Origin of the sequence: Fulvimonas soli, from assembly GCF_003148905.1 — a bacterium.
Classification (GTDB): domain Bacteria; phylum Pseudomonadota; class Gammaproteobacteria; order Xanthomonadales; family Rhodanobacteraceae; genus Fulvimonas; species Fulvimonas soli.
The window spans coordinates 238,560-261,850 of sequence record NZ_QGHC01000007.1 but is presented as its reverse complement, the minus strand read 5'-3'; the positions used below and the strand labels follow the sequence as shown (position 1 = coordinate 261,850).

Annotated in this window: 17 protein-coding genes; 7 read left to right on the top strand and 10 right to left on the bottom strand. The window is 73.6% G+C overall.

All coding sequences use genetic code 11. From position 1 onward, the window contains the following. Positions 1 to 238 precede the first annotated feature (238 nt). The 3 genes from C7456_RS11125 to C7456_RS11115 are packed head-to-tail and all read left to right on the top strand — an operon-like array spanning position 239 to position 2,885. Positions 239 to 1,009: a heme/hemin ABC transporter substrate-binding protein gene (locus C7456_RS11125; RefSeq protein WP_170120208.1), complete on the top strand. Its 771-nt coding sequence runs from the start codon at positions 239 to 241 to the stop codon at positions 1,007 to 1,009. Continuing rightward, complete coding sequence (locus C7456_RS11120; RefSeq protein ID WP_109723818.1) at positions 1,006 to 2,067, top strand: FecCD family ABC transporter permease; 1,062 nt, start codon at positions 1,006 to 1,008, stop codon at positions 2,065 to 2,067. The genes C7456_RS11125 and C7456_RS11120 overlap by 4 nt, the downstream gene beginning before the upstream one ends. Beyond that, entirely contained in the window at positions 2,064 to 2,885 is an 822-nt protein-coding gene (locus tag C7456_RS11115; protein ID WP_211306311.1) for a heme ABC transporter ATP-binding protein, read from the top strand. Before C7456_RS11120 ends, C7456_RS11115 begins: the two co-directional genes overlap by 4 nt. Before the next feature lie 178 nt (positions 2,886 to 3,063). On the opposite strand, the gene C7456_RS11110 is transcribed toward C7456_RS11115, so the two are convergent. Then, positions 3,064 to 4,596 carry a S53 family peptidase gene (locus C7456_RS11110; protein ID WP_109723817.1) on the bottom strand — a complete coding sequence of 511 codons (1,533 nt, stop codon included), beginning with the start codon at positions 4,594 to 4,596 and terminating at the stop codon, positions 3,064 to 3,066. 182 nt (positions 4,597 to 4,778) lie between these two features. On the opposite strand from C7456_RS11110, the gene hemB reads away from it, so the two are divergent. Continuing rightward, positions 4,779 to 5,771, top strand: a complete 993-nt coding sequence (hemB, locus tag C7456_RS11105) for a porphobilinogen synthase (RefSeq protein ID WP_109723816.1) — start codon at positions 4,779 to 4,781, stop codon at positions 5,769 to 5,771. A 141-nt stretch (positions 5,772 to 5,912) separates the two neighbouring features. Further along, the gene (locus C7456_RS11100) at positions 5,913 to 6,854 is read left to right on the top strand and encodes an alpha/beta hydrolase (RefSeq protein WP_109723815.1); all 942 of its coding nucleotides are present in this window, start codon (positions 5,913 to 5,915) and stop codon (positions 6,852 to 6,854) included. Positions 6,855 to 6,962: 108 nt separating this feature from the next. On the opposite strand, the gene C7456_RS11095 is transcribed toward C7456_RS11100, so the two are convergent. The 3 genes from C7456_RS11095 to C7456_RS11085 all read right to left on the bottom strand — a co-directional run bounded on the left by C7456_RS11095 (position 6,963) and on the right by C7456_RS11085 (position 8,924). Beyond that, positions 6,963 to 7,427: a hypothetical protein gene (locus tag C7456_RS11095; protein ID WP_109723814.1), complete on the bottom strand. Its 465-nt coding sequence runs from the start codon at positions 7,425 to 7,427 to the stop codon at positions 6,963 to 6,965. Further along, positions 7,424 to 8,059 carry a DUF5671 domain-containing protein gene (locus tag C7456_RS11090; RefSeq protein WP_109723813.1) on the bottom strand — a complete coding sequence of 212 codons (636 nt, stop codon included), beginning with the start codon at positions 8,057 to 8,059 and terminating at the stop codon, positions 7,424 to 7,426. The genes C7456_RS11095 and C7456_RS11090 overlap by 4 nt, the downstream gene beginning before the upstream one ends. Before the next feature lie 82 nt (positions 8,060 to 8,141). Continuing rightward, on the bottom strand, positions 8,142 to 8,924 hold the full coding sequence (locus tag C7456_RS11085) for a glutaminyl-peptide cyclotransferase (protein ID WP_109723812.1): 783 nt from the start codon (positions 8,922 to 8,924) through the stop codon (positions 8,142 to 8,144). A 62-nt stretch (positions 8,925 to 8,986) separates the two neighbouring features. On the opposite strand from C7456_RS11085, the gene C7456_RS11080 reads away from it, so the two are divergent. Further along, positions 8,987 to 10,819 (top strand): monovalent cation:proton antiporter-2 (CPA2) family protein, encoded by a 1,833-nt coding sequence (locus tag C7456_RS11080; RefSeq protein ID WP_109723811.1) that lies wholly within the window; start codon positions 8,987 to 8,989, stop codon positions 10,817 to 10,819. A gap of 125 nt (positions 10,820 to 10,944) precedes the next feature. Here C7456_RS11080 and C7456_RS11075 read toward each other — a convergent pair whose 3' ends face one another. Then, positions 10,945 to 14,403 carry an ankyrin repeat domain-containing protein gene (locus C7456_RS11075; protein WP_109723810.1) on the bottom strand — a complete coding sequence of 1,153 codons (3,459 nt, stop codon included), beginning with the start codon at positions 14,401 to 14,403 and terminating at the stop codon, positions 10,945 to 10,947. Between the two features lie 90 nt (positions 14,404 to 14,493). Further along, positions 14,494 to 14,790 (bottom strand): YcgL domain-containing protein, encoded by a 297-nt coding sequence (locus C7456_RS11070; RefSeq protein WP_109723809.1) that lies wholly within the window; start codon positions 14,788 to 14,790, stop codon positions 14,494 to 14,496. 236 nt (positions 14,791 to 15,026) lie between these two features. Here C7456_RS11070 and C7456_RS11065 point away from each other — a divergent pair, with 236 nt between their 5' ends. Then, the gene (locus C7456_RS11065) at positions 15,027 to 16,454 is read left to right on the top strand and encodes an OmpP1/FadL family transporter (RefSeq protein ID WP_109723808.1); all 1,428 of its coding nucleotides are present in this window, start codon (positions 15,027 to 15,029) and stop codon (positions 16,452 to 16,454) included. Between the two features lie 231 nt (positions 16,455 to 16,685). On the opposite strand, the gene C7456_RS11060 is transcribed toward C7456_RS11065, so the two are convergent. The 4 genes from C7456_RS11060 to C7456_RS11045 form a co-directional block, all read right to left on the bottom strand. Beyond that, positions 16,686 to 18,092: a coniferyl aldehyde dehydrogenase gene (locus C7456_RS11060; RefSeq protein ID WP_109723807.1), complete on the bottom strand. Its 1,407-nt coding sequence runs from the start codon at positions 18,090 to 18,092 to the stop codon at positions 16,686 to 16,688. Positions 18,093 to 18,189: 97 nt separating this feature from the next. After that, on the bottom strand, positions 18,190 to 20,661 hold the full coding sequence (locus C7456_RS11055) for a TonB-dependent receptor (protein ID WP_109723806.1): 2,472 nt from the start codon (positions 20,659 to 20,661) through the stop codon (positions 18,190 to 18,192). 61 nt (positions 20,662 to 20,722) lie between these two features. Further along, a complete protein-coding gene (locus C7456_RS11050; RefSeq protein ID WP_109723805.1) occupies positions 20,723 to 21,865 on the bottom strand; it encodes an SO2930 family diheme c-type cytochrome in 1,143 nt (380 codons plus the stop codon). Between the two features lie 14 nt (positions 21,866 to 21,879). Further along, on the bottom strand, positions 21,880 to 23,115 hold the full coding sequence (locus C7456_RS11045) for a parallel beta-helix domain-containing protein (RefSeq protein WP_109723804.1): 1,236 nt from the start codon (positions 23,113 to 23,115) through the stop codon (positions 21,880 to 21,882). Between the last annotated feature and the right edge of the window lie 176 nt (positions 23,116 to 23,291).

Sequence of the window (23,291 nt, the reverse complement as noted above, 5' to 3'; positions counted from 1 at the left end):
GAAAAATCCGCGTGTTCCGGGAGGGAGAGGAGAAAACCCGCGCGGCGTCGGGGAGGGAATCCCTCTCCCTGCGGGAGAGGGTGCCGGCAGAGCCTGCCCCGGACCTGATCCGGGGCGGGCGAGGGTCCGGCCGAAGCGTGGCGCCGGCCACCGCCTTCACGCTTTCCTTGCCACCCTCGCACTGCTCTGCCTGCCCGCGCTGCACGCCGCCGAAACCGCCGCGCCACCGCCGCAGCGCGTGGTCGCCCTGGGCGGCGACATCACCGAGGCCGTCTACGAGCTCGGCGCCGGCGCGGCGCTGGTCGGCGTGGACAGCACCAGCCAGTGGCCCGACGCGGCGCGCAAGCTGCCCGACGTGGGCTACGTGCGCCAGCTCGCCGCCGAGGGCGTGCTGTCGCTGCGCCCGTCGCTGGTGCTGGCCACCCACGACGCCGGGCCGCCGCAGGCGCTCGCGCAGCTGCGCCAGGCCGGCGTGCGCATCGAGACGATGCCGCCGACGCGCGCGCCGGCCGACGTGGTGGCCAAGCTGCGCCGCCTCGGCGCGCTGCTCGGCCGGCCGGCCGCCGCCGAGCGGCTGGCGCGCCAGCTCGAAGGCGAGTACGCCGCGCTGGCGCGCGACGTGGCGGCGATGCCGCGGCATCCGCGCGTGGCGTTCCTGATGACGGCCGGTGCCGGCAGCCCGATGGCGGCCGGCCGCGACACCGCGGCGGACGCGGCGATCGCGCTGGCCGGCGGCGTCAATGCGGTGCATGGCTACGCGGGCTACAAGCCGGTCTCCGCCGAGGCGCTGGTCGCGCTGGCGCCCGACGCGATCGTACTGATGCGCGAGCGCGCCGACGCGCTGGGCGGCGTCGACGGCGTGCTCAGGCTGCCCGGCGTGGCGCAGACGCCGGCCGGGCGCGCGCGGCGCATCGTGTTCGTCGACGGCCAGGCGCTGCTCGGCTTCGGTCCGCGCAACGCGGCGCAGGAGCGCGCGCTGCAGCGCACCCTGGCGGCCGCCGCGCCATGAGCAGCATCGCGCTGCCGCGGGAGCGCACGCGCGCGCGCAGCCCCTACGTGCTGGGCGGGCTCGCCGCGCTGCTGCTGGCGGCGGCGCTGCTGGGCCTGGGCTGCGGCGCGCTGCGCCTGGGCGCCGGCGAGGTGCTCGGCGCGCTGGGCCGCTGGCTGGCCGGCCGGCCCGCGCAGGGCGACGACATGGTGGTGCTGATGCTGCGCCTGCCGCGCGTGCTGATGGCCGCGCTGGTCGGCGCCGCGCTGGCGACGAGCGGCGCCGCCATGCAGGGGCTGTTCCGCAATCCGCTGGTCGAGCCGGGGCTGGTCGGCATCTCGGCCGGCGCGGCGCTGGGCGCGATCGGGATGATCGTGCTCGGCGGCGGCCTGCTCGCCGCGCTGCCGGCCCTGCTCGGCTCGTTCGGCGTCGCGCTGGCCGCCTTCGGCGGCGGGCTGGCGGCCACGCTGCTGGTCTACCTGATCGGCCGGCTGCGGCCGGGCATGGCCACGCTGCTGCTGGCGGGCGTGGCGGTCAACGCGGTCGTGATGGCCGGCGTGGGCCTGCTCACCTATCTCGCCACCGAGCACCAGCTGCGCGACCTCAGCTTCTGGACGCTGGGCAGCCTGGGCGGCACCGACTGGGTGCGCCTGGCCGCGGTGGCACCGCCGATGCTGCTGCCGGTGCTGCTGCTGCCGCGGCAGGCGCGCGCGCTCAACGCGCTGCTGCTGGGCGAGCACGAGGCGGCGCTGCTCGGCTTCGACCCGGCGCGGCTGCGCCGCCGGCTGGTCGCGCTGGTGGCGCTGGCGACCGGCGCGGCGGTGGCGATGTGCGGGGTGATCGGCTTCGTGGGCCTGCTGGTGCCGCATGTGCTGCGCCTGCTGTGGGGGCCGGACCACCGCCTGCTGCTGCCGGCCTCGGCGCTGGCCGGCGGCGCGCTGGTGATCGCCGCCGACGCGGCGGCGCGCGTGGCGGTGGCGCCGGCGGAGCTGCCGATCGGCGTGCTCACCGCGCTGCTCGGCGGGCCGTTCTTCCTGTGGCTGCTGCTGCGCACGCGCATCGGCGAGGCGGCCGCATGAATCCGCCGCTGGACTGGCGCATGGACCGCGCGCCGCGCGGCCTGCTGGAGGCGCGCGACGTGACCCTGGACGGCGGCGGCCGCCGCATCCTGCAGGGCGTGAGCCTGCGCGCCTGGCCGGGCCGGCTGCTGGCGCTGGTCGGGCCCAACGGCGCCGGCAAGAGCAGCCTGCTCGGCGTGCTGGCCGGGTTGCGCCGGCCCAGCCGCGGCGAGGCCGCGCTCGACGGCCGCGCGCTCGCCGACTGGCCGGCGCCGCAGCTGGCGCGCCGCCGCGCGATGCTCTCGCAGAACGTGCGCCTGGGCTTCGCCTTCCGCGTGGAGGAAGTGGTGCTGCTGGGCCGCAGCCCGCACGGCGAGCGCCTGCGCGCCGCCGACCACGCGGTCGCCGCCGCCGCGCTGGCCGCGGTGCAGGCGGCGCACCTGCGCGGCCGCAGCTACCTGGAGCTGTCCGGCGGCGAGCAGCAGCGCGTGCAGCTGGCGCGCGTGCTGGCGCAGGTCTGGAACAGCGCGGACGGCCCGGCCTGGCTGCTGCTGGACGAGCCGGAGGCGGGCCTGGACATCGCCCACCAGCACCTGGTGCTGCGCCACGCGCGGTCGCTGGCGCGGCGCGGCTACGGCGTGGTCGCGGTGCTGCACGACCTCAACCTCGCCGCGCGCTACGCCGACGAGGTGGCGCTGCTGGCGCACGGCCAGCTGCTGCGCCACGGCAGCCCGGCGCAGGCGCTGGAGCCGGCAACGCTCTCGCGCGTCTACGGCCTGCCGCTGCGGCGCGTGCCGCTGCGCGACGACGACGGCTGGCTGCTGGCCCCGGCGCCCTAGCCTTTTCCCTCTCCCCTTTGGGGAGGGGGCAGGGTGAGGGGCCGCTCTTGCGGAGAAGTCCGGTCGTGCAGGTCATCCAACGAGCGGCTGCTTCGGGACGAAAGCCTCCCGCCGCCATCGGCTCGTCGGCAAGGGCGGCCCCTCACCCCAACCCTCTCCCCGGCGGGGAGAGGGAGCCCTAGGCCTGCGCCGCCAGCGCCTCGGCCAGCGCCTGGCCGTTGGGGCTGCCCAGGCCGGTGCACGGGTCCCAGCCGGTGCTGGCCTGGTAGTCGCCGTTGTCGCCCTGCACGATGTCGCGGAAGGCATCGTCGCCGGTGCGGTACAGCGCCGCGTGGACGTCGCCCGCCGCCTTGCCGAGCCGCTGGTTGCAGCGCGCGATCAGCGCCGCCCACAGCGGCGACACCGCGCTGGTGCCGCCGATCACCGTGTCCTGCCCGTCCACGCGCACCTGGTAGCCGGTGAGCGGGTCGGCGTTGCCGGCCACGTCGGGCACGCCGCGGCCGGCGGCGGACTGGCCCGGCGCGGGCGGCACGCCGGCGTCCTGCTGCCAGTCGGGCAGCGGGAAGTCGGTGCTCACGCCGCCGCCGGTGGCGCCCTCGTTCGCCTGCGTCTCGTTCCACACCGTCTCGCTGCCGATCGCGTCGCCGTCGGCGACCAGGGTGGTGCCGCCGCAGGCCAGCGCGTAGGGGCTGGAGGCGGGGAAGTCCACGTGCGGCGCGCCGTCGTCCACGCCGTCGGCGGAGCCGTCGTCGCCGGCGGCGGCGGTGACCGTCACGCCCAGCGCGGCGGCGTCCTCCAGCGCCGACTGCATCGCCTCGCGCGCCTGCGCGCTCCAGCCGTCCTCCGGGCCGCCCCAGCTGATCGAGATCACCGAGGGCTGGTGCCGGTCGTCGTGCGCGGCCTGCGAGATGGCGTCGTAGAAGCCCTGGTCGGTGTTCGGCGCGAAGTACACGACCAGCTTCGCGGCGGGCGCGAGCGCGCCGGCCACCTCGATGTCCAGCATCACCTCGGCGTCCGCGTCGCCGCCGGGCTGGTTGGCGCCGCCGTCGACGGACACCGCGGTCACGCCGGGCGCGGGCGACACGCCGAGCCGCCGGAAGTACTGCGCGAGGTCGTTCTCGTCGTAGCCGCCGCCGAGCTCGATGATGGCGATGGTCTGGCCGGCGCCGTCGGTGCCCTCGGGGAAGGCGTAGAGCCGGCCGACCTGCAGCGGGGTGTAGCTGGCGTTCGGCTGCGCCTGCGGCCGGCGGTAGTGCGGGCGCGCGACGGGACGGCGGTCCAGGCCCAGCACGGCGATCGCCCCGGTCGGCAGCGTCGGCGCGCGGTCGCAGCCGACGAACGGCGCGCGGCCGTCCTCCGGCTGGTAGCGTCCCAGCGTCACGCCGAAGGCCCGTTGCAGGGCCTGCGGCGTGCCGCGCAGGCGCAGCACGCGGCGGTGCGCCTGGCAGTCGGTTTCCTCCAGGCCGTGCTTGCGCGCGAAGCCGCGCAGGCGTTCCAGGTCGGCCGGATCGGCGCCGCAGCGCCGGCCGTATTCCTCGCGCGACCAGCGCGGCGCGTGCGGCCAGCTCGCGGGCGCGGGCGCCTTGCCGCGCCGGCGGCGCATGACCACGGTGACCTCGATCGGTGCTTCGCCTTCGTGCGGGCCCAGGTAGCGGGCGCCGTGCGGCAGCGGCCAGCGGGAGGGAGCGTCGGAACGGGAAGCTTTGCGCATGGCGTGGCTCCTCTTGTGGGCGGGGACCGGCCGCACCTTGCGACCGCGCGCGTAGCGAAGGCGTATGGGGAATGTTGGCGGGGCGTTCGGCGCGCCGGCCCGTCGCGGCGAAACGCCGCGGCCCCGCGGCGGAGGCGGCGGTAGAATGGCGCGGCCCTCCGTTCCATAGAGCGTCCCACTCCATGAGCTTCCCCGCCATCCGCATGCGCCGCATGCGCCGCGACGCCTTCTCCCGCGCGCTGATGCGCGAGCACACGCTGCTGCCGAGCGACCTGATCATGGTCGCCTTCGTGATCGAGGGCGAAGGCAGGGCCGAGCCGGTGCCGTCGATGCCGGGCGTGAGCCGGCTGTCGATCGACGGGCTGCTCGGGCTCGCCGGCGAGTGCGTCGCGCTGGGCATCCCCGCGCTGGCGCTGTTCCCCTCGCCGGGACAGGGCGTGAAGAGCGAGGACGCGCGCGAGGCGTGGAACCCCGACGGCCTGATGCAGCGCGCGACGCGCGCGCTGAAGGCGCAGTATCCCGAGCTCGGCCTGATCGGCGACGTCGCGCTCGACCCCTACACCACGCACGGCCAGGACGGCCTGGTCGACGCGAGCGGCTACGTGATGAACGAGCCCACCGTCGAGGCGCTGATCAGGATGTCGCTGGCGCAGGCCGAGGCCGGCATGGACTTCGTGGCGCCCTCGGACATGATGGACGGGCGCATCGGCGCGATCCGCGACGCGCTGGAAAAGGCCGGCCACATCCACACGCGCATCCTCGCCTACTCGGCGAAGTACGCCTCCTCGTTCTACGGCCCGTTCCGCGACGCGGTGGGCTCGGCCGGCAACCTCGGCAAGGGCGGCAAGCACACCTACCAGATGGACGTGGCCAACGCCGACGAGGCGCTGCGCGAGGTGGAGCTGGACATCGCCGAGGGCGCCGACGCGGTGATGGTCAAGCCCGGCCTGCCGTACCTGGACGTGCTGCGCCGGGTGAAGGACGCCTTCGGCATGCCGACCTTCGTCTACCAGGTGAGCGGCGAGTACGCGATGCTCAAGGCCGCCGCGCAGAACGGCTGGCTGGACGAGCAGGCGGTGGTGCTGGAGACGCTCACCGCGTTCAAGCGCGCCGGCGCCGACGCCATCCTCACCTACTACGCGGTCGACGCGGCGCGCTGGCTGCGCGGCGGGTGAGCGCGGCCGCGCGGCCCGGAAAAATCCCCGCAAGCGGCCGTCGAAGGCCCGAGGCGGCGCCCAGGATGGGGCAACGGGGTTTTCCCGGTTCCCTGTCCTGATCGCGCAGCCCTGGCCGGGTGCCAGGAACGGAGAGGCACCATGAAGCTGTGGACCGCGGCCCTGTGCCTGCTGGTGGCATGCACGGGCGCGCATGCGGAGTCGCCGGCCTGGCAGCCCGCCGCCGGGCACGCGCAAATGCCGGTATGGCCCGGGACGCCGCCCGGTGCGCGGCCCGTCCCGGGGCCGGAAAAGGCGACCAGCAACCCGGCCGCGCTGATCGGGGGCGGCCCGGTGACGGCGGTGACCAACGTCGCCACGCCCACGATGACCGTCTATGCGCCCCGGGGGACGAACACGGGTGCCGCCGTGGTGGTGTTCCCGGGCGGCGGCTTCGAGATCCTGGCCATCGACCTCGAAGGCACCGAGGCCTGCGATTGGCTCGTGTCCAGGGGCGTCACCTGCGTGCTGCTCAAGTACCGCGTGCCGAGCGCGCCCTACGACTGGCATTGCGACTGCCGTCCGCACAACCTCAGGTTGTCGGTGCCGTCGCTGCAGGACGCGCAGAGGACGATCCGGCTGGTGCGCTCCCACGCCGCCGAGTGGCACGTCGACCCGCACAGGATCGGCGTGATCGGCTTCTCGGCCGGCGGCTTCCTGGTGGCCGAGACCAGCACCCAGTTCAGGCGCCGCCTGTACGCGCCGGTGGATGCGGCGGACCGCGCAAGCAGCCGCCCGGATTTCGCGCTGGCGATCTATCCGGGGCACCTGGCGACCGACGCGGGCACGTTGAATCCCGACGTGCCGGTCACCCGCGAGACGCCGCCCACCTTCCTGCTGCAGGCGGAGGACGACCACGTGGATGGCGTGAACCAGTCGCTGGTCTACTACGCGGCATTGGCGAAAGCCGGCGTGCCGGCGGAGATGCACCTCTACGCGCAGGGCGGGCACGCCTTCGGCCTGCGGCGGACGGCGCTGCCGGTCACCGGCTGGACCGGGCTGGCCGAGGCGTGGCTGCGGAGCATCGGCGTGATCCGGGACTGAGCATGCTCGTGTGCCGGGCATGCCCGGCACTACTGCCATCACGGGCCGGCGCTGCGAGCGGTGCCGGGGTCGATCGCCCGCTGCGCAGGCGCAGCCAGCGGCCTCGCTTCAGCGGATGAAGAGGCCGGGGCGCATCGTCTCCAGCGGCGCCTTCGGCGTCGCGTGGACGTCGCCGTCGAAGCAATGCGCGCCGGCCGGATGGCGCCAGTCGAGCGTGGCGGAGAAGCCGTCCGCGGGCATGTCCTCGACTGGCGAAGGCAGCGCGAAGACGGCGCACAGGCGGAAGCTTCCGGGGCCGGTCACGGCATAGCCGTAGGGCGTGCCGCTCACCGGATCGACGTCCGTGCCGGCGCGCGGATGGAGTTCCGCCAGCGTCGCCGGCAGTGCCTTGTGCTGGTCCCAGTAGTTCTGGATGCCGAGCGCGAGCGTGCGCAGGTCGGCGATGAGCCGCTCGTCCAGCCGCTGCCGGCGCTGCTGCGCCGGCGAGCCGATGACGGCCAGGCCGGCGACCACCGCGCCGAGCATCGCCAGCGTGGCCAGCGCCGCGATCGCCCTGCCGCCATGCGCGTTCACGCCGTACGCTCGTCGCGGCGCAGGTCACGCAGGTAGTAGCCGAACACCGTGCCGGCGATGGCTCCCGCGATCAGCACCTTCAGCACGAAGCGCACGGTGAGCTCGCCGCCGAGCACGCGGTCGACCAGGGTGGTGAGGTCGACGATCAGCACGATCGCCGCCACGAACAGGGTCAGGTAGGTCAGCCAGCGGCGCACCGCCGACAGCCGCTTGACTGGCTCGTGCGCCAGTTCGCGGCCGATCTTTGCCGAGAGCAGCAGGAACACCGGAAAGGCGATCACGATGGATGCCACCGACCAGCGGATGCGCTGCGCGAGGCCGTAGTCGCTGACGGCGGGATCGGGGAAGGCGCGGTTGACCAGCTCGAACAGCAGATTGCCCAGGTGGTAGGCGCTCAGGTAGAGCGTGGTGAACAGCACCAGGTAGAGGAACGCCTCGCGCGCCGAGAGATAGGGCCGCGGCCGCGGCACGGGCACCGGGAAGGCGACCTCGGCATAGGCGGACAGCGCGCCCCGGATCTGCTCCGCCGTCCACCCGGCGTCGGCGAGCACCCGGGCGACGTCCTGCCGCGGGCAGCCGCGGACAAGCGCTTCGCGTACGAACGATTCCAGTTCCTGCGTGCCGCCTGCCATGCGTTGCTCCCCCGGTCCCCGCGCCGATGTGGCCGATTCAGCCGCAAGCCGGCGCCGAAGGCAAGGGCGCCGGCGGGGCGATTCAAGGCGCCGGCGCGGGCGCCACCAGCTCGATCTCGTAGATCTTCGGCCAGCGCTTGCCGGTGACGAACAGGCGGTCGCGCGCCGCGTCGTAGGCGATGCCGTTGAGCACGTCGTTGGTGGGGTCGGCGGTCTCGTCGGGCTTCGGGGCGAGGCCGGCGAGGTCGATCCACGCGGTCACCCGGCCGCTCTTCGGGTCGATCCGCGCGATGCGGTCGGTCAGCCACACGTTGGCGTACAGCTCGCCCTTCACCCACTCCAGCTCGTTGAGGTTGGCCAGCGGCTGGCCGTCGGCGGTGACGCGGATGCGCGCGGTCTCGTCCAGCGTGACCGGGTCGAGCACGCGGATGTCCGGCGTGCCGTCGCTCATGTACAGCCGCGTGCCGTCGGTGGTCAGCGCCCAGCCCTCGCCCGGGTAGGTGAAGCTGCCCAGCGGCGCGAACGTGGCCAGGTCGTAGATGTAGCCGTGCTGCGACTGCCAGGTCAGCTCGTACAGCCGGTTCTTCCAGGCCACGATGCCCTCGCCGTAGTCCGGCGGCGGCAGGTTGCGCCGCTGCACCGCCTCGCCGGTGGCCGGGTCCACCTTGCGGATGCTGGACTGGCCGACCGTGCCGGTGCTCTCGTAGAAGTGGCCGTCGCGGTAGAACAGCCCCTCGGTGTAGGCGCCGGTGTCGTGCGGGTAGCTGCGCACCACGCGGTAGCCGTACACGGGAATCGCCGCCTGCGCCGCGCCGGCGGCGAGCAGCAGGACGGGCAGCAGGCAACGGAGCGCGGGAGTGTCCATCCGCGCATCATCCCACAGCCGGACGCATGGAATAATCGGGCCAGGACGGAACGGAGACGCGCGTGGACAACCGCCACTTCCTCGCCACCGCGCTGGTGCTGCTGCTGGCGACGGTGGTCATCGTGCCGCTGACCAAGCGCTTCCGGCTCGGCGCGGTGCTCGGCTACCTGGTGGCCGGCGTGGTGATCGGGCCGCAGGTGCTCGGGCTGGTGGGCGACACCGAGGGCATCGGCGCGATCTCCGAGTTCGGCGTGGTGCTGATGCTGTTCGTGATCGGCCTGGAGCTGTCGCCGCAGCGCCTGTGGGTGATGCGCCGCGCGGTGTTCGGCACCGGCCTGCTGCAGGTGCTGGCGTGCAGCCTGGCGATCGGCGGCCTGGGCTACCTGCTGTTCGGCCTCACCGCCAACGCGGCGGCGATCGTGGGCGGCGCGCTGGCGCTGTCGTCCACCGCGTTCGGCCTGCAGATCCTCGCCGAGCGCAAGGAGGCCGGCAGCGCCTACGGGCGGCAGGCGTTCGCCATCCTGCTGTTCCAGGACCTGGCGGCGATCCCGCTGATCGCCGCGGTGCCGCTGCTGGCGCACGCCGCCGGCGCGCACGGCTTCGACCTCGCCGCGGCGCTGCGCACGGTGGGCATGATCGTGGCGGTGGTGGCGGGCGGCCGCTACCTGCTGCGCCCGGTGTTCCGCTTCGTGGCCAAGTCGGACATCGTGGAGGTGTCCACCGCCACCGCGCTGCTGGTGGTGCTGGGCACCGCCTGGCTGATGGAGCTGGCCGGCGTGTCGGTGACGCTGGGCGCGTTCCTCGCCGGCGTGCTGCTGGCCGACTCGGAATACCGGCACGAGCTGGAATCGAACCTGGAGCCGTTCAAGGGCCTGCTGCTCGGGCTGTTCTTCGTCAGCGTGGGCATGTCGATGGACTTCCTGCTGCTGCTGCAGCGGCCGCTGGCGGTGCTGGCGCTGGTCGGCCTGCTGCTGCTGGCGAAGGGCGCGCTGCTGTGGCCGCTGGGGCGGCTGGTCGGCCTGCTCGACCGCGGCGACGCGCTGCGCCTGTCGGCGCTGCTGGCCGGCGGCGGCGAGTTCGCCTTCGTGGTGCTCAAGCTGGCCGGCGAGCAGCGGCTGGTCAGCGGCCGGCAGCAGGGCATGCTGGTGCTGGCGATCACCGTGTCGATGGCGCTGACCCCGCTGCTGGTGGCGCTGGTCGGCCGCGCGCTGGGGGTCAAGGCGAAGAAGAGGGCCGCGCGCGAGTACGACACCATCGTGGCGCACTCGCCGCGGGTGATCATCGCCGGCTACGGCCGCATGGGGCAGATCGTGGCGCGCGTGCTGCGCGCGCAGGGCGTGCCGTTCGTGGCGCTGGACCACTCGGTGGAGCAGCTGGACCTGGTGCAGCGCTTCGGCAGCTGGAACGACATCTTCTACGGCGACCCGGCGCGGCCGGAGCTGCTGCGCGCGGCGCAGGCGGACAAGGCCGAGGTGTTCGTGCTGGCCAGCGACGACCCGGAGTCGAGCCTGCGCGTGGCGCGCGTGGTGCGGCGCATGTACCCGCACCTGAGGATCGTCGCCCGCGCGCGCAACCGCCAGCACGTGTGGCGGCTGATGGACCTGGGGATAGACGAGCCGGTGCGCGAGACCTACTACTCCAGCCTGAAGATGACCAAGCTCACGCTGGAGGCGCTGGGCGTGGCGCCGGAGCAGGCGGCCGAGCGGGTGGAGCGCTTCCGCCGCCAGGACGCCGAGCTGCTGCGGCGGCAGTACCTGGTCTACGACGACGAGGCGAAGATCGTGCAGACCACGCGCGAGGCGCTGGCCGACCTGGCGCAGCTGTTCCAGGCCGACACCTCGCCGGAGGCGGCGCAGGCGGCGGAGGAGGGCGAGGCCGAGCCGCCGGTGGCCTGAGGTTCTGCACGGCAACTGCAGCGTGGGGGAGCGGCCTCCGGCCGCGATGGATGCCGATTCGCGGCCGGAGGCCGCTCCCGCGCAGAGCACGCCCGAGGGCATTCCCTCCAGGAAGTTTCCGCGGCCTACTCGGCCGGCTGCGCCGGCTGGCGCAGCATCTGCCGCACGCTGGGCACCGCGCCGGGGCCGCGCGCGGCCAGCTCGTGCGCCACGTCCACGTAGCCGAGCTGGCGCGCCACGTCCGCCGCGGTGCGGCCGAAGGCGTCGGCGGCGGCGCGGTCGGCGCCGCGCACCAGCAGCACGCGCGCGGGCGCGAGCAGCGCGTGCATGGCGCAGGCGTGCAGCGCGCTGACGCCGCGCTGGTCGGCGTGCGCGTGGCTTGCGCCGGCATCCAGCAGCACCGGCACCAGCGCGCCCAGGTGGGTGGGGTCGCAGTCGCTGCCGGGGCGCAGGTGCGCGCCCAGCAGCAGCAGCAGCGGCGTCTTGCCCTCGCGGTCGGCGGCGTTGACGTCGGCGCCGCGCCGGAGCAGCGCGTCGAACAGGCGGCGTGCGCGCAGGCTGTCGCTGCGCTCGAAGCCGAACTGCGCGGCGGCGTGCAGCGCGGTGCGGCCGGCGTCGTCGGCGGCCTTGAGGTCGGCGCCGGCGTCGAGCAGCAGCTCGGCCAGCTCGGCGTGGCCCAGGCCGGCGGCCAGGATCAGCGCGGTGGCGCCGCCGGGCAGGCGCTGGTCGGCGGCGACGCCGCGCTCCAGCAGCAGTGCCACCAGCGCCTCGCGGCGCGCCGCCACCGCGGCGGCCAGCGGGGTGATGCCGGTCTGCGCGGCGAGCGCGGGATCGGCGCCGGCGTCGAGCAGGCGCGCGGCGATCTCGCGGTGGCCGGCGCCGCAGGCGTGCAGCAGCGCGGTGGCGCCCTGCGCGTCGCGGGCGTCGACCGGGAAACCCAGTTCCAGCAGCCGCTCCACCGCCACCGTGGCGCCGGCGCGCGCGGCCTCGGGCAGGTCGGTGGCGCGCAGCGGGCGGCGTGGGCGCGGCCAGTCGCCCCAGTCCAGCCAGCGCTCCACCGCGCCGTGCTCCAGCGCCAGGCCCAGCGGGGTCTCGCCGTTGGCGTCGGCGGCCTCGGCGTCGGCGCCGTGCGCGACCAGCGCGCGCACCAGCGGCAGCGCGGCCTCGCCGTGCTCCAGCGCGGCGAACAGCGGGGTGCGCCCGGCCGCGTCGCGCGCGTTCGGGTCGCAGCCGCGCGCGAGCAGCGCGGCGAGCAGCGCGGGCTGGTCGTTCGCCGCGGCCAGGTGCAGCGGGGTGCGGCCGCGCGCGTCGGGGCCGAACGGGTCGGCGCCGCGCTCGAGCATCGCCAGCGGCAGCGCCGCGCCCTGCACGCTGCCGCCCAGGCGTTCCAGCGCCAGCGCCAGCAGGCCCGCGCCGGCCGGGCTGGCGCCGGCCTGCAGCAGGTCCTCGACCGCCTCGGTGGCGGCCGGCAGCTGCAGCAGCAGCGCGTCGAACAGGCGCCGGCCCAGCGGCGGCAGCGCGGGCTCGGCGCGCTCGCCGGTGTCGGCGTCGTCGATCAGCTGCGCCGGCAGCCGCGCCTCGGCGGACAGGCCGTGCTCCAGCAGCCAGCGGCGCTGCGCGCCCAGGCCCGGCGCGGCCAGTTCCAGGTAGAGCTGGGCCAGCTGCGCGGCCGGCCACGACGCCACGCGCTCGGCGAAGCCGGAGACGATCGCCCAGTGGCCGAAGCGCAGCGCGTCGAGCAGGTGCTCCGGCGTGTCGGCGCCCTCGGCCAGCGCGTCCTGGCTGAGGTTGGCCGGCAGCGGCGTGTCCGGGTCGAGCAGCGCGACCAGGTCCCAGCGGCCGGCGGCGGCGGCGTGGTCGAGCGGGCTGCGGCCGTCGCTGCCGGCGGCCTTGGGCTCGGCGCCCAGGGTGAGCAGGGCGCGCACGGTGTCGCCGCGCGCGCGCGGCGACTGGCAGGCCAACGACAGCGCGTCGCGGCCGTGGCCGTCGCGCGCGCGCGCGTCGGCGCCGGCCTCGGCGAGCAGCGCGACGATGCCGCTGGCGCCGCTGCGCGCGGCTTCCATCAGCGCGGTGCTGCCGTGGCGGTCGGCCAGGTTCGGGTCGGCGCCGGCGGCGAGCAGGGCGCGCGCGATCTGCTCGTGGCCCTCGGCCGCGGCGGCCATCAGCGCGCTGCGGCGCTGCGCGTCCGGCGCGTTCACCGCGGCGCGGTGCTTGAGCAGCAGCCGGACGCCCGCGGGATCGTCGTCGGGAATGCCCGCCGCGGCGACCAGCGCCGGCTCGCCGCCGGCGGGCGCCGGCTTGGCGCCGCGCTCGAGCAGGAACTTCGCCAGCGGCCAGTTGGCGGCGCGGCAGGCCACGGCGAGCGGGCTGGCGCCGGCGCGGTTGAGCGCGTCCAGCGGCGCGGCGGCGTCCAGCAGCATCGCCGCGACGATCGGCTCGCCGCTCAGCACCGCGCCGTGCAGCGGCGTGTTGCCCTCGGCGTCGGTGGCGAGCGGGCTGGCGCCGTTGGCGAGCAGGGTCATCACCGCCTCGGCGCGGCCGTGCCAGCTGTCGCGGGTGGCGGCCAGCAGCGCGGTGAGGCCGCCGCTGGCGCGGTTGACGTCGGCGCCCTTGGCGATCAGCGCGCGCAGCAGGCGGGTGTCGGGCAGCAGCGCGGCGAGCACCAGCATCGGCCGCTGGTCGCGGTCGGCCGGGTCGGGCGCGGTGTTCGGGTCGGCGCCGGCCTCCAGCAACGCCAGCGCGCGCTCGATGTCGCCGTCGCGGGTGGCGGCCAGCAGCGCGGCGGCCTGCTCGGGCGTGCCGGCGGTGCGCTCCTGCTCGCTCAGCACCGGGCGCGGCGCCGGCGGCCGCGCTTCCGGCAACGGCCGGTCGCCGGCGCGGCGGCGCGGCAGCTGGCGCTCGCACAGCAGCGCGCGCAGGGTGCGGTTGGCGATCACCAGGCAGCCCAGCGGCAGCACCGCCACGCCGTAGATCGCCAGCGCCGCGGTGCGCAGCTCGGGCGGCAGCACGCCGTACAGGCCGGCCAGCGCCAGCGCGAGGAAGGCCAGCGCCAGCAGCGCGAACGAGGCGGGCAGGAAGTGCGTGAAGAAGCGCTCCTCGCGCGAGAGGTGGCGGCCGAAGGCGAGGCTGCGCGCCATCGCGGTGAAGATCCACGAGCCCTCGCTCTGCGCGGGGTAGGCGTCGTCCCAGACGAACAGCAGGCCGAACGCCGGCCACATCCGCCACAGCACCACCAGCGCCAGCACCAGCGCCGCCGCCAGGCCCAGCGCGGCGCCGAGGCTGGGCGCCTGGTGCAGCAGCAGCATCGGCCAGGCGATCAGCAGGAACACCAGCGCCACATAGCCGGTGAACAGCACCAGGTGCGCCGCGCCCCGCCGCAGCACGGTGCGGCCGAAGCGCGGCTCGGGGTCGAAGCCGATCGCGTGGCACACCGCGGCCATGGTCAGCGCGTTGGCCGCCAGCAGCGGGACCAGGCTCAGCGGGTGCGCGCCCAGCGCGGCGATCGCCACCGCGATCCATCCGGGTACGAACCAGGCGAGTGCTTGCAGGAAGGCGGGGCGGCGCGGCGGCTTGGGATCGGTCATGCGGCGAGTATAGGAAGCGGCGGCGCGGCAGAAGGTAACCCGGCGTTAACGCGATCTGCACGCCGGTTGCGCAAGCGCGGAGGGCGCGGCTCAGGCGTCGCGGTCGTCCGCCGGCTGGCCGTGCCGCTGGGCGATCACGTGGCCCACCGCCAGCGTCTCCTTCGGCGGCAGCTGCAGGTGCCAGCCCTGCGCGCGCAGGTGTTCGAGCACCACGCGGCTGTCCTCGTGCGGCAGCTGCCGCCGCTCGTCCAGCTCCACCTCCAGCACGAAGCGCAGGTCGCCCAGCAGCAGCGACAGCGACTCCGGCAGCGCGGCGAAATCGTCGCGCGCGGCGAGCCACACGTAGGTGTCGCTCTTGTGCTGGCTGGCGTAGACGTAGCAGTGCATGGGCGGCTCGGATCGGCAGGCGGGACGCGACCGCGGAATGCGGACGTCGGCGGCCCTAGGTTAGCGATGCGGCGTCACGGCGATGTCCACGGCGCGCATGCTGCGGTCGCACTTGCAAGGCCGGGAAGGGGTGGGCAGAGTGGCGCGCAGGAACGTCAAACGCGCGTATGAAAATAATCGCCGAGCGCGGTTCCGTCCACCCCGAGCCGTATCCAAACAATTAGCAGGAGCAAGCGATGCAGAAGTCTTTCCGTTCCCTCCAGGGCGCTGCGCGACCGCTGGCGCTGGCCGTGCTGAGCGTCGCCATCGCCGGTGCGCTCGCGGTCCCGCAGGCGGCCCGCGCCAGCGCCTTCCAACTGAAGGAGGACAGCGCCAAGAGCATGGGCCGCGCCTATGCCGGCTCCACGGCGGCCGGTGGTGACGCCTCGGTGGTCGCCAACAATCCGGCCGCGATGACCCTGCTGGATGGCGTCTACGTGCAGGGCGACGTTACCGCGATCAACTTCAGCGCCAAGTTCAACGGCAGCGCGCACGACGCGCTCGGCCGCCCGATCAGCGGCGGCAACGGCGGCGACGCCGGCACCACGCTGCCAGTGCCCTCGCTGTTCATCGCCGGCAAGATCGCCGATCGCTGGCACCTGGGCCTGGGCTTCACCGTGCCGTTCGGCTTCCAGACCGAATACGACCGCGACTGGGTGGGCCGCTACAACGCCGTCAAGTCGCGCTTCGAGTCGCTGGACGCGACCCTGTCGGCCTCCTACGACGTTACAGATGACTTCAGCCTGGGCGTGAGCGCGATCGCGCAGAAGACCTCGGCCGAGCTGACCTCGGCGGTGAACTTCAACGCCGTGGCGCTGGGCCTGGCGCAGCAGGGCGTGCAGGCCGGCGCGCTGCCGCCGGCGTTCCTGCAGCAGGTGGGTCTGCTGGTACCACAGGGCAGCGACGGCTACGCCAAGATCAAGGGCGACGACTGGGGTTACGGCTGGCAGGTCGGCGCATTCTGGAAGCTCACCCCACAGGACCGCTTGGCGCTGAACTACCGCTCCAAGATCGACCACAAGCTCACCGGCACCGCCAACTTCCAGGTGCCCAACAATGTGGGTGCACTGCTGTCCAACCCGGCGGTGGCGCCGCTGCTGGCGGGCCTGGGCGGCGTGCCGTTCACGCACACCACCGGCTCGGCGGACTTCACCACGCCGGCCACCGCGGGCCTGAGCTACTGGCACCAGGACGAGAAGTTCGGCCTGGGTATCGACGTCAATTGGACCAAGTGGGACGTGTTCAAGGACCTCACGGTCAAGTACGGTAACCCGGCGCAGCCGGATACGGTGGAGCCGTTCCAGTGGCGCAACACCTGGTTCGCTTCGATCGGTGGCGACTACTACCTCAACGACAAGGTGACGCTGCGCGGCGGCATCGCGATCGACACCACGCCGACCTACAACGCCACCCGCGATGCCCGCGTGCCCGATTCCACACGCCAGTTTGCGGCGGTGGGCATCGGCTACAAGGCCAGCGATCGCTTCGAGATCAACGCCTCGTACGTGCACGTGTTCGTGAACAATGCCCACGTCAACACCACAAGCTCCACCGGCGACGTGCTGAACGGTAGCTACGACGACTACGGCAACCTGCTGAGCGTGTCGGCACAGTACCGCTTCTGAGCCGCGCCGGACGGAAGCGTTGCCAGGTAGAACGCCCCGCAATGCGGGGCGTTCTTTTCAGAAGCGGGGAGCGGTCCACCCGGCTGGGCTGCGCGCGCGAGTCAGATGGAGATTGTCTCGGCTCTAAGGTTCAGCTATCGGGTGTCGCGGCCGGAGGCCGCCCCCGCGGCTGGCCTGGTGGGAGCGGCCTCCGGCCGCGATACCTGGCTGGAGAAGCCGCCCCCGCCGGCTTCAGCCGCGCTTGAGCATCAGCGCCAGCATGCGGCGGAAGCGCGCGCCGTAGGGCGGGTTGAGCAGGCCGGCGCCGTTGAGGCGGGCCTGGCGGAACACCGGCTTGAGGTGCGAGAAGGTGCGGAAGCCCGCCTCGCCGTGGTAGCCGCCCATGCCGGACGGGCCGATGCCGCCGAACGGCAGGCCGTGCTGGGCGATGTGGTAGAGCGTGTCGTTGACGGTGACGCCGCCGGCCACGGTGAGCGAGAGCACCTTCTCGATGGCCGCGCGGTCGCGCTCGAACAGGTACAGCGCCAGCGGGTGCGGCCGCGCCGCGACGTAGGCGATCGCCTCGTCCAGCGTGTCGTACGGCAGCAGCGGCAGCAGCGGGCCGAAGATCTCCTCCTGCATCACCCGCATCGCGTCGGTGGCGCCGAGCAGCAGGGTCGGCGGCAGCCGCCGCCGCGCCGGGTCCTCGGCACCCAGCGCCTCGGCGCGCGCGCCGGCCGCCACCGCCTCGTCGCGCAGCGCGCGCAGGCGCGCGTGCTGGCGCTCGGAGACGATGCTGGCGTACTGGCCGTTGCGCGCGATGTCCGGGTACATCCGCGCCGCGGTGGCGCGCGCGGCCTGCACGAACTCCTCCACGCGGCCGCGCGGCAGCAGCACGTAGTCCGGCGCGATGCAGGTCTGCCCCGCGTTGACCAGCTTGCCGAACACGATGCGCTCCACCGCGCGCGCGAAGTCCGCGCCGGGGCCGACGATGGCCGGCGACTTGCCGCCCAGCTCCAGCGTCACCGGGGTGAGGTTGGCCGCGGCGGCGCGCATCACGTGGCGGCCCACCGCGGTGGAGCCGGTGAACAGCAGGTGGTCGAACGGCAGCGCGGAGAACGCCTGCGCCACGTCGGCGTCGCCGGTCACCACGTCCACCTCGCCGCCGGGGAAGTGCCGCGCCGCCAGCTCGGCGAACAGCGCGGAGAAGCGCGGCGTGTACTCGCTCATCTTCACCATCGCGCGGTTGCCGGCGGCCAGCGCGTCCACCAGCGGGCCGACGGCGAGATAGAGCGGGTAGTTCCACGGCACGATGATGCCGACCACGCCCAGCGGCTGCGGGCGCAGCTCGGTGCGCGCGGGCAGGAACAGCAGCTCGGCGAGGCGGCGCCTCGGCTTCATCCAGCGCCGCCCGTGGGCGAGGGCGTGGCGCACCGCCGACAGGCCGGGGAAGATTTCCAGCAGGTCGGTCTCCTCGCGCGGGCGGCCGCCGAAGTCGGCGTCGATCGCCGCGCCGATCGCGTCGCGGTGCTGCAGCAGCAGCGCCTCCAGCGCGCGCAGGCGCGCGCGGCGCGCGGGCCAGTCGGGCATCGGCTGGGCGCGCTGCGCGGCGCGCATGCGTTCGAGCCGTTCGCCGAGGGGGGATGCGGTGTCGCTCATGGAAAGGGCCTGCGATGGAAAGCCGACGGCCTGAATCGTACGCGCTGGCGCATGGCCGCGGCACGGACGCCATCGTCCGCGCCGCGGCCATGCCCCGCTAGAACCTCGCGCGCAGCTCCACGCCCCACATGCGCGGCGGCGTGATCGAGGCGTAGGGCGTGCCGAACACCGACTCGGTGATGTTGCTCACGCCGGTGACGTAGCGCTTGTTGAACACGTTGTTGCAGTAGAGCGCGATGCCCCAGTGGTCGCCCGGCGCGCGCCAGTCCAGCCGCGCGTCGGTACGCTGCTGCGCGGCGCCGGTCTCGAAGTTGGGGCTGACCTGGCAGGTGCCCTGCAGCTGCGAATCGCGGTTGCAGCGCGACTTGCCGCGGTAGGCGTGGTTGAGGTCGAACTCCAGCTCGCCGCCGGCCACGCCGTGCCAGGTGTAGGCCAGGTTGGCGGCGTAGGAGAGGTACGGCTCGCCGGTCGGCTCGCCGGACAGGTCGGCGCCGGACGGCGCCACGTAGTCGCGGTAGGTGGCGTCGATCCAGGCGAGGTTGCCGCCCAGGCGCAGGCCGTCGAGCGGCTGCCACTGCGCCTCCAGCTCGACGCCCTTGGCCTCCTGGTCGGCGCTGTTGACCAGGTAGCGCGGGATGCCGTTGCCGGTGCTGTTCGGATCGAGCGTGAGCGACTGCTTGTTGTCGTAGCGGTAGTAGTACACCGAGCCGTTGAGCAGCAGGTTGGCCTCGGGGAACACGGTCTTCAGGCCGGCCTCGTAGTTGGTCACCTTTTCCGGCGCGAAGTGCGAGCCGATCTGCACGCTGTTGTAGCCGCCGGCCTTGTAGCCCTTGGTGACCGAGGCATAGCCCATCACGTCGGGGGTGAACTTGTAGTCCAGCACCACGCGCGGGCTGACGTTGTTCCAGGTGTCGTGGCTGGTGACCAGCACGCCCACCGGCGCGCCGCTGGCGGCGTTGAAGATGATGTTCTGCTGGAAAATCGACGGGTCGATGCCGAAGGCGTCGAGCAGCGGCATCAGGCCGGCGATGCTGGCGTCCAGCTGCGGCGCCGAGCGCGGCGGGTTGAACCAGGAGAATTCCTTCTGGTCGCGGGTGAAGCGCACGCCGGTGGTGAGGTCGAGGCGGTCGCTGAGGTGCCAGATCACGTCGCCGTAGGCGGCATAGGCCTTGAAGCGGCCCACGTTGTTGATGCGCTCGCCCCACGGCAGGCCGAGCAGCGGGTACTGGTTCCACGGCGCGCCGAGGGTCTGCAATACCGACTGGTAGAAGGCGAAGGTGTCGGTGTAGGCCGCGCCCTGCACGTTGGTCGCCAGGGTGTCGATGCTGTCGGTGTAGACGTTGGTCTGGCTGGTCTGGCGCGCCTGCTCGCTGTACCAGCTGACGCCCGCCACCCAGTCGATCAGCGCGGTGTTGCCGGCCAGCTTGAACTCCTGGTACCAGCTGTTGTTGTGCTCGACGTTGGCGGTGTCGAGGTAGGTGTCGAGGTTGTCGGTGCCGTCGTAGTCGCCGAGGTTGAGCGTGTCGAAGCCGCGCCAGGCGGTGATCGAGGTGAGGCTGCCCCAGTCGAAGCCGTGGTCGATGTTGAGCGTGGCGCCGTCGAAGCGGCGCGTCTCGGCGGCGCCCACCGCGTCGTTGTAGAGCGGGGCGTGCAGCGGGTTGAGATAGGTGGAGGGATCGGCCGGGAACGGCGGCACCATCACCCCGGAGCCGGGCCGCGCCACGTAGGCCGACGCCGGGATCAGCCCGAACGCCGGATGCGGCGGCTGCTTGAGCTCCTCGTGGTCCCACGACAGCAGCACGCGGGTGTCCGGCGTGACGTTCCAGCGCCAGGACACGCGGCTGCCCCAGTCGTCGTCCTTGCCGTAGTGCTGGCCGGTGGCGGCGTCCTTCGCCCAGCCGTCGCTCTGGTTGTCCAGCACGCTCACGCGCAGCGCCATGTCCTTGTTGAGCGGCACGTTGAGCAGCGCGTCGCCGTAGCGCCGGCCGTAGTTGCCGAAGCGCAGCCGCGCCTTGCCCTCCAGCCTGTCGGTGGGCTCGTTGGTGACGATGGAGATGGCGCCGGCCGCCGCGTTGCGGCCGAACAGCGTGCCCTGCGGGCCCTTCAGCACCTCGATGCGCGCGATGTCGTTGAAGGCCAGCAGCGCGCCGCCCGAGCGCGCGGCGTAGACGCCATCGATGTACACGCCCACCGCCGACTCGGTGCCGACGCCGAAGTCGTCGGTGCTGATGCCGCGCATCTGGTAGCTGGGCTGGGTCGGCTGGTCGCCGCCGACCACCAGGCCGGGCACGAACAGGCTCATCTTCGACAGGTCGGTGGCGGCCAGCGTGTCGACCTGCCGGGCGGTGACGATCTGCAGCGGGATGGGCACCGACTGCATCTCCTGCGAGCGGCTCTGCGCGGTCACCGTGATGTTGCCGAGCTGGGTGGCCTTGGCGGCGTCGGCCCCGGGCGGCGCGGCGCTTTCCTGCGGCGCGTCCTGCGCCGCCAGCGGCGCGCACAGCAGCAGGGCGCCGCCGGCGAGCAGGCGGCGCAGGGTGGTCGCGAGTGGTCGTTGACGCATGTGCATGCCGAGCTCCCCTTGCATCGGTCGGCGCGGCGGCGAAGGCCGCGCCGCGTTGTCGAGCCTGTCAGTGGATCGCCACGCAGCTCCCCGACTGCGCCGCGATCCATGCCTTGATCAGTGCCACGCCTTCGCGGTGCACGGTACTGCGGCCCAGTTCCGGCATCATCACGCCGGGCTCCTTCGAGGCCATCCGGAACGGCAGGATCGATTCATCCGGCAGCCCCGGCACGATGTCGAACAGGTGGTCGCCGGTGCCCTGGCCGGCCGCGGTGGGCGGCTTGCAGAGGCCCAGGTGGCGGTCTTCCGGCGTGCGCCAGTCCAGCGTGAGGCCGGTGGTGTTGGCCGCGCCGTGCGCGTTGTGGCAGTGGCCGCAGTTGATGTCCAGGTAGGCGCGCGCGCGCGCGTCCAGCGGCGCCTTCGGGTCGCTCCAGTCGGCGTCGCGCGGCGCCTGCGCGGGCGCCGGCGCGCCGCTCAGGTAGCCGAGCTTGGCCAGGTGCGCGAGCTGGTTCTCGACGCCGCCGGCGTAGGCGTAGTCCTTGTTGACGTGGCGCGCCTTGGGGCCGATCGGGTGCACCTTGCGGCTGATCCAGTCCTGCGCGTGGCAGCTGGCGCACTGGCTCTCGTCGGGCACCACGTAGTTGAAGTCCTCGCGGCTGCCGTCGTCGGCGACCAGGGTGAGCGGCTCCACCGCGCCGGTACGCTGCAGGGTCGCCTCGGTCTGCGCGTCGTTCCACACGTAGGGCAGCGCGGTCCAGCCGTCCGCGCGGCGCACCAGCAGGCGCGTCTCGACCAGGTGCACGCGCGACAGGTCCAGCCCCTCGCCGGCGAAGTCCTTCGAGCTGTCGTAGGTGCGCGCGACGTGGGTGAAGGTGCCGTCGGCGGCGCGCGGGTAGTAGAAGGTCTTGCTGATGATGGTGCCGACCGGGAAGTCGAAGGTGTCGTCCGGGTCGTACCTGGCGGAGACGCCCCTGGGCATCCAGATCGTGCGCAGCTTGTGCGCGTAGTCGGTGAACAGCGGCGTGTTGAGGTCGTAGGGCACCACGCCCCGGTTCAGCACCAGCCTGCCGCCGCGCGCCTCCACCACGTGCCAGTCGCTGAGCCTCGGCGGGCGGCCCTCGGCGTGGAAGGCCACCGGCGGCATGCCGCGCTGGCAGCCGGCCAGCAGCAGGGCGAGCAGCGCGGCCGCGCGCGTCCAGCCTTTGCTCATCCGGGCGAGCCTCCTCACGCCTTCGGCGCCGGATCGAGCACCACCGGCGGCAGCTTGGGCAGGTCGCACTGGAACGGCTTGAGATCGGTGCTCGGGTTCTTGTAGCCGTGCGGGCCGTCGGCGTCGATCACGCCGTTGACGTCCTTCAGGCAGATGCGGTCCGCCGGCGGCGGCAGGCCGTTCACCAGCGACTTCTCGTCCACGTAGCCGTCCCACAGCACGTCGGGGAAGCGGCCGGTGAGGCCGTACACCGCGGCCTTGAGGGTCTTGAGCTTGAGCCCGTCGGGCGAGTCGCCGCCGCCCTTGAGGCGGTTGCCGTACACGTAGATGCCCTTCGGGTACGGGTTGTAGTCGGCCGCCACGCCGCGGGTGTTGTAGTAGTTGGTGGAGAAGTAGCTGGAGATGATGATGTTCGCCGTCTGGTTGTCGGCGATGTCGTTGTCGAAGATCTCCACCTTGTCGTTGGAGTTCACCACCACGCCGGAGCCGGCCGGCACGCTGGCCACCGCCGCGCCCTTGGCGGCGAAGTTGCCGGTGTTGTTGTCGAACACCTTGTTCCCGAACACGCGGGTGGCGTGCCCGGCCTGCGACAGGTTGGGCATGTTGAACACCAGGATGCCGCCGGTGTTCTTGGTCGCGGTGTTCGCGTAGACGTCGGCGCCGATCGAGTTCTCGACCTCGATGCCGGCCACGTTCTGCTCGGCGCGGTTGCGCCGCACCACGATGTTCTGCGACTGGCCGACGTAGATGCCGGCGTCGGAGGCGCCGATCACCACCGAGTCCTCGATCAGCACGTTCTGCGTCTTCACCGGGTACAGGCCGTAGGCGCCGTTGGTGGTCCTGGGGCCGTCGGTCCACTCCACCCGCACGCCGCGGATGGTGACGTTGCGGCCCTGGTTGATCTTCAGCGCGTCGCCCTTGGTGTCCTCCAGGGCGAGGTTCTCGATGGTGAAGTCGTTGGCGTTGACCAGCAGGCCCTCGGGGCCGACCACCTGGCCCTTGAACGACAGCACGGTCTTGTCCATGCCGGCGCCCCTGATGGTGACGCCGTCGGTGCGCAGGCTGAGGCCGCGCTGCAGGTGGTAGTGGCCGGCGGGAATCTCGATCACGCTGCCGGGTCTGGCGTCCAGCAGCTGTTCCTGCAGCCTGGCCTCGAACGCGGTGTCGGCGCCGCTCTGCGCCGGCGGCGCCGCGCGGTTGCAGGCGGCCAGCGCCAGCGGCAAGGCGAGCAACGGAAGGGTCCTGCGCATGGTCGCTTACCTCCCCGGTAGCGGATGTCGGCGTGACGCTGCAACTGTCACGGAATGCCGGGGCGGAGGGGAGGGTCGAAGCGGCGCCGCAAGGGGGGGTAATCGGCCAGTGTGACGAGCGTTTGAATGCGGGCGGGCCTTTCCGCGCCGCGCCGGCGGGGCAAGGCCGCCTGGCG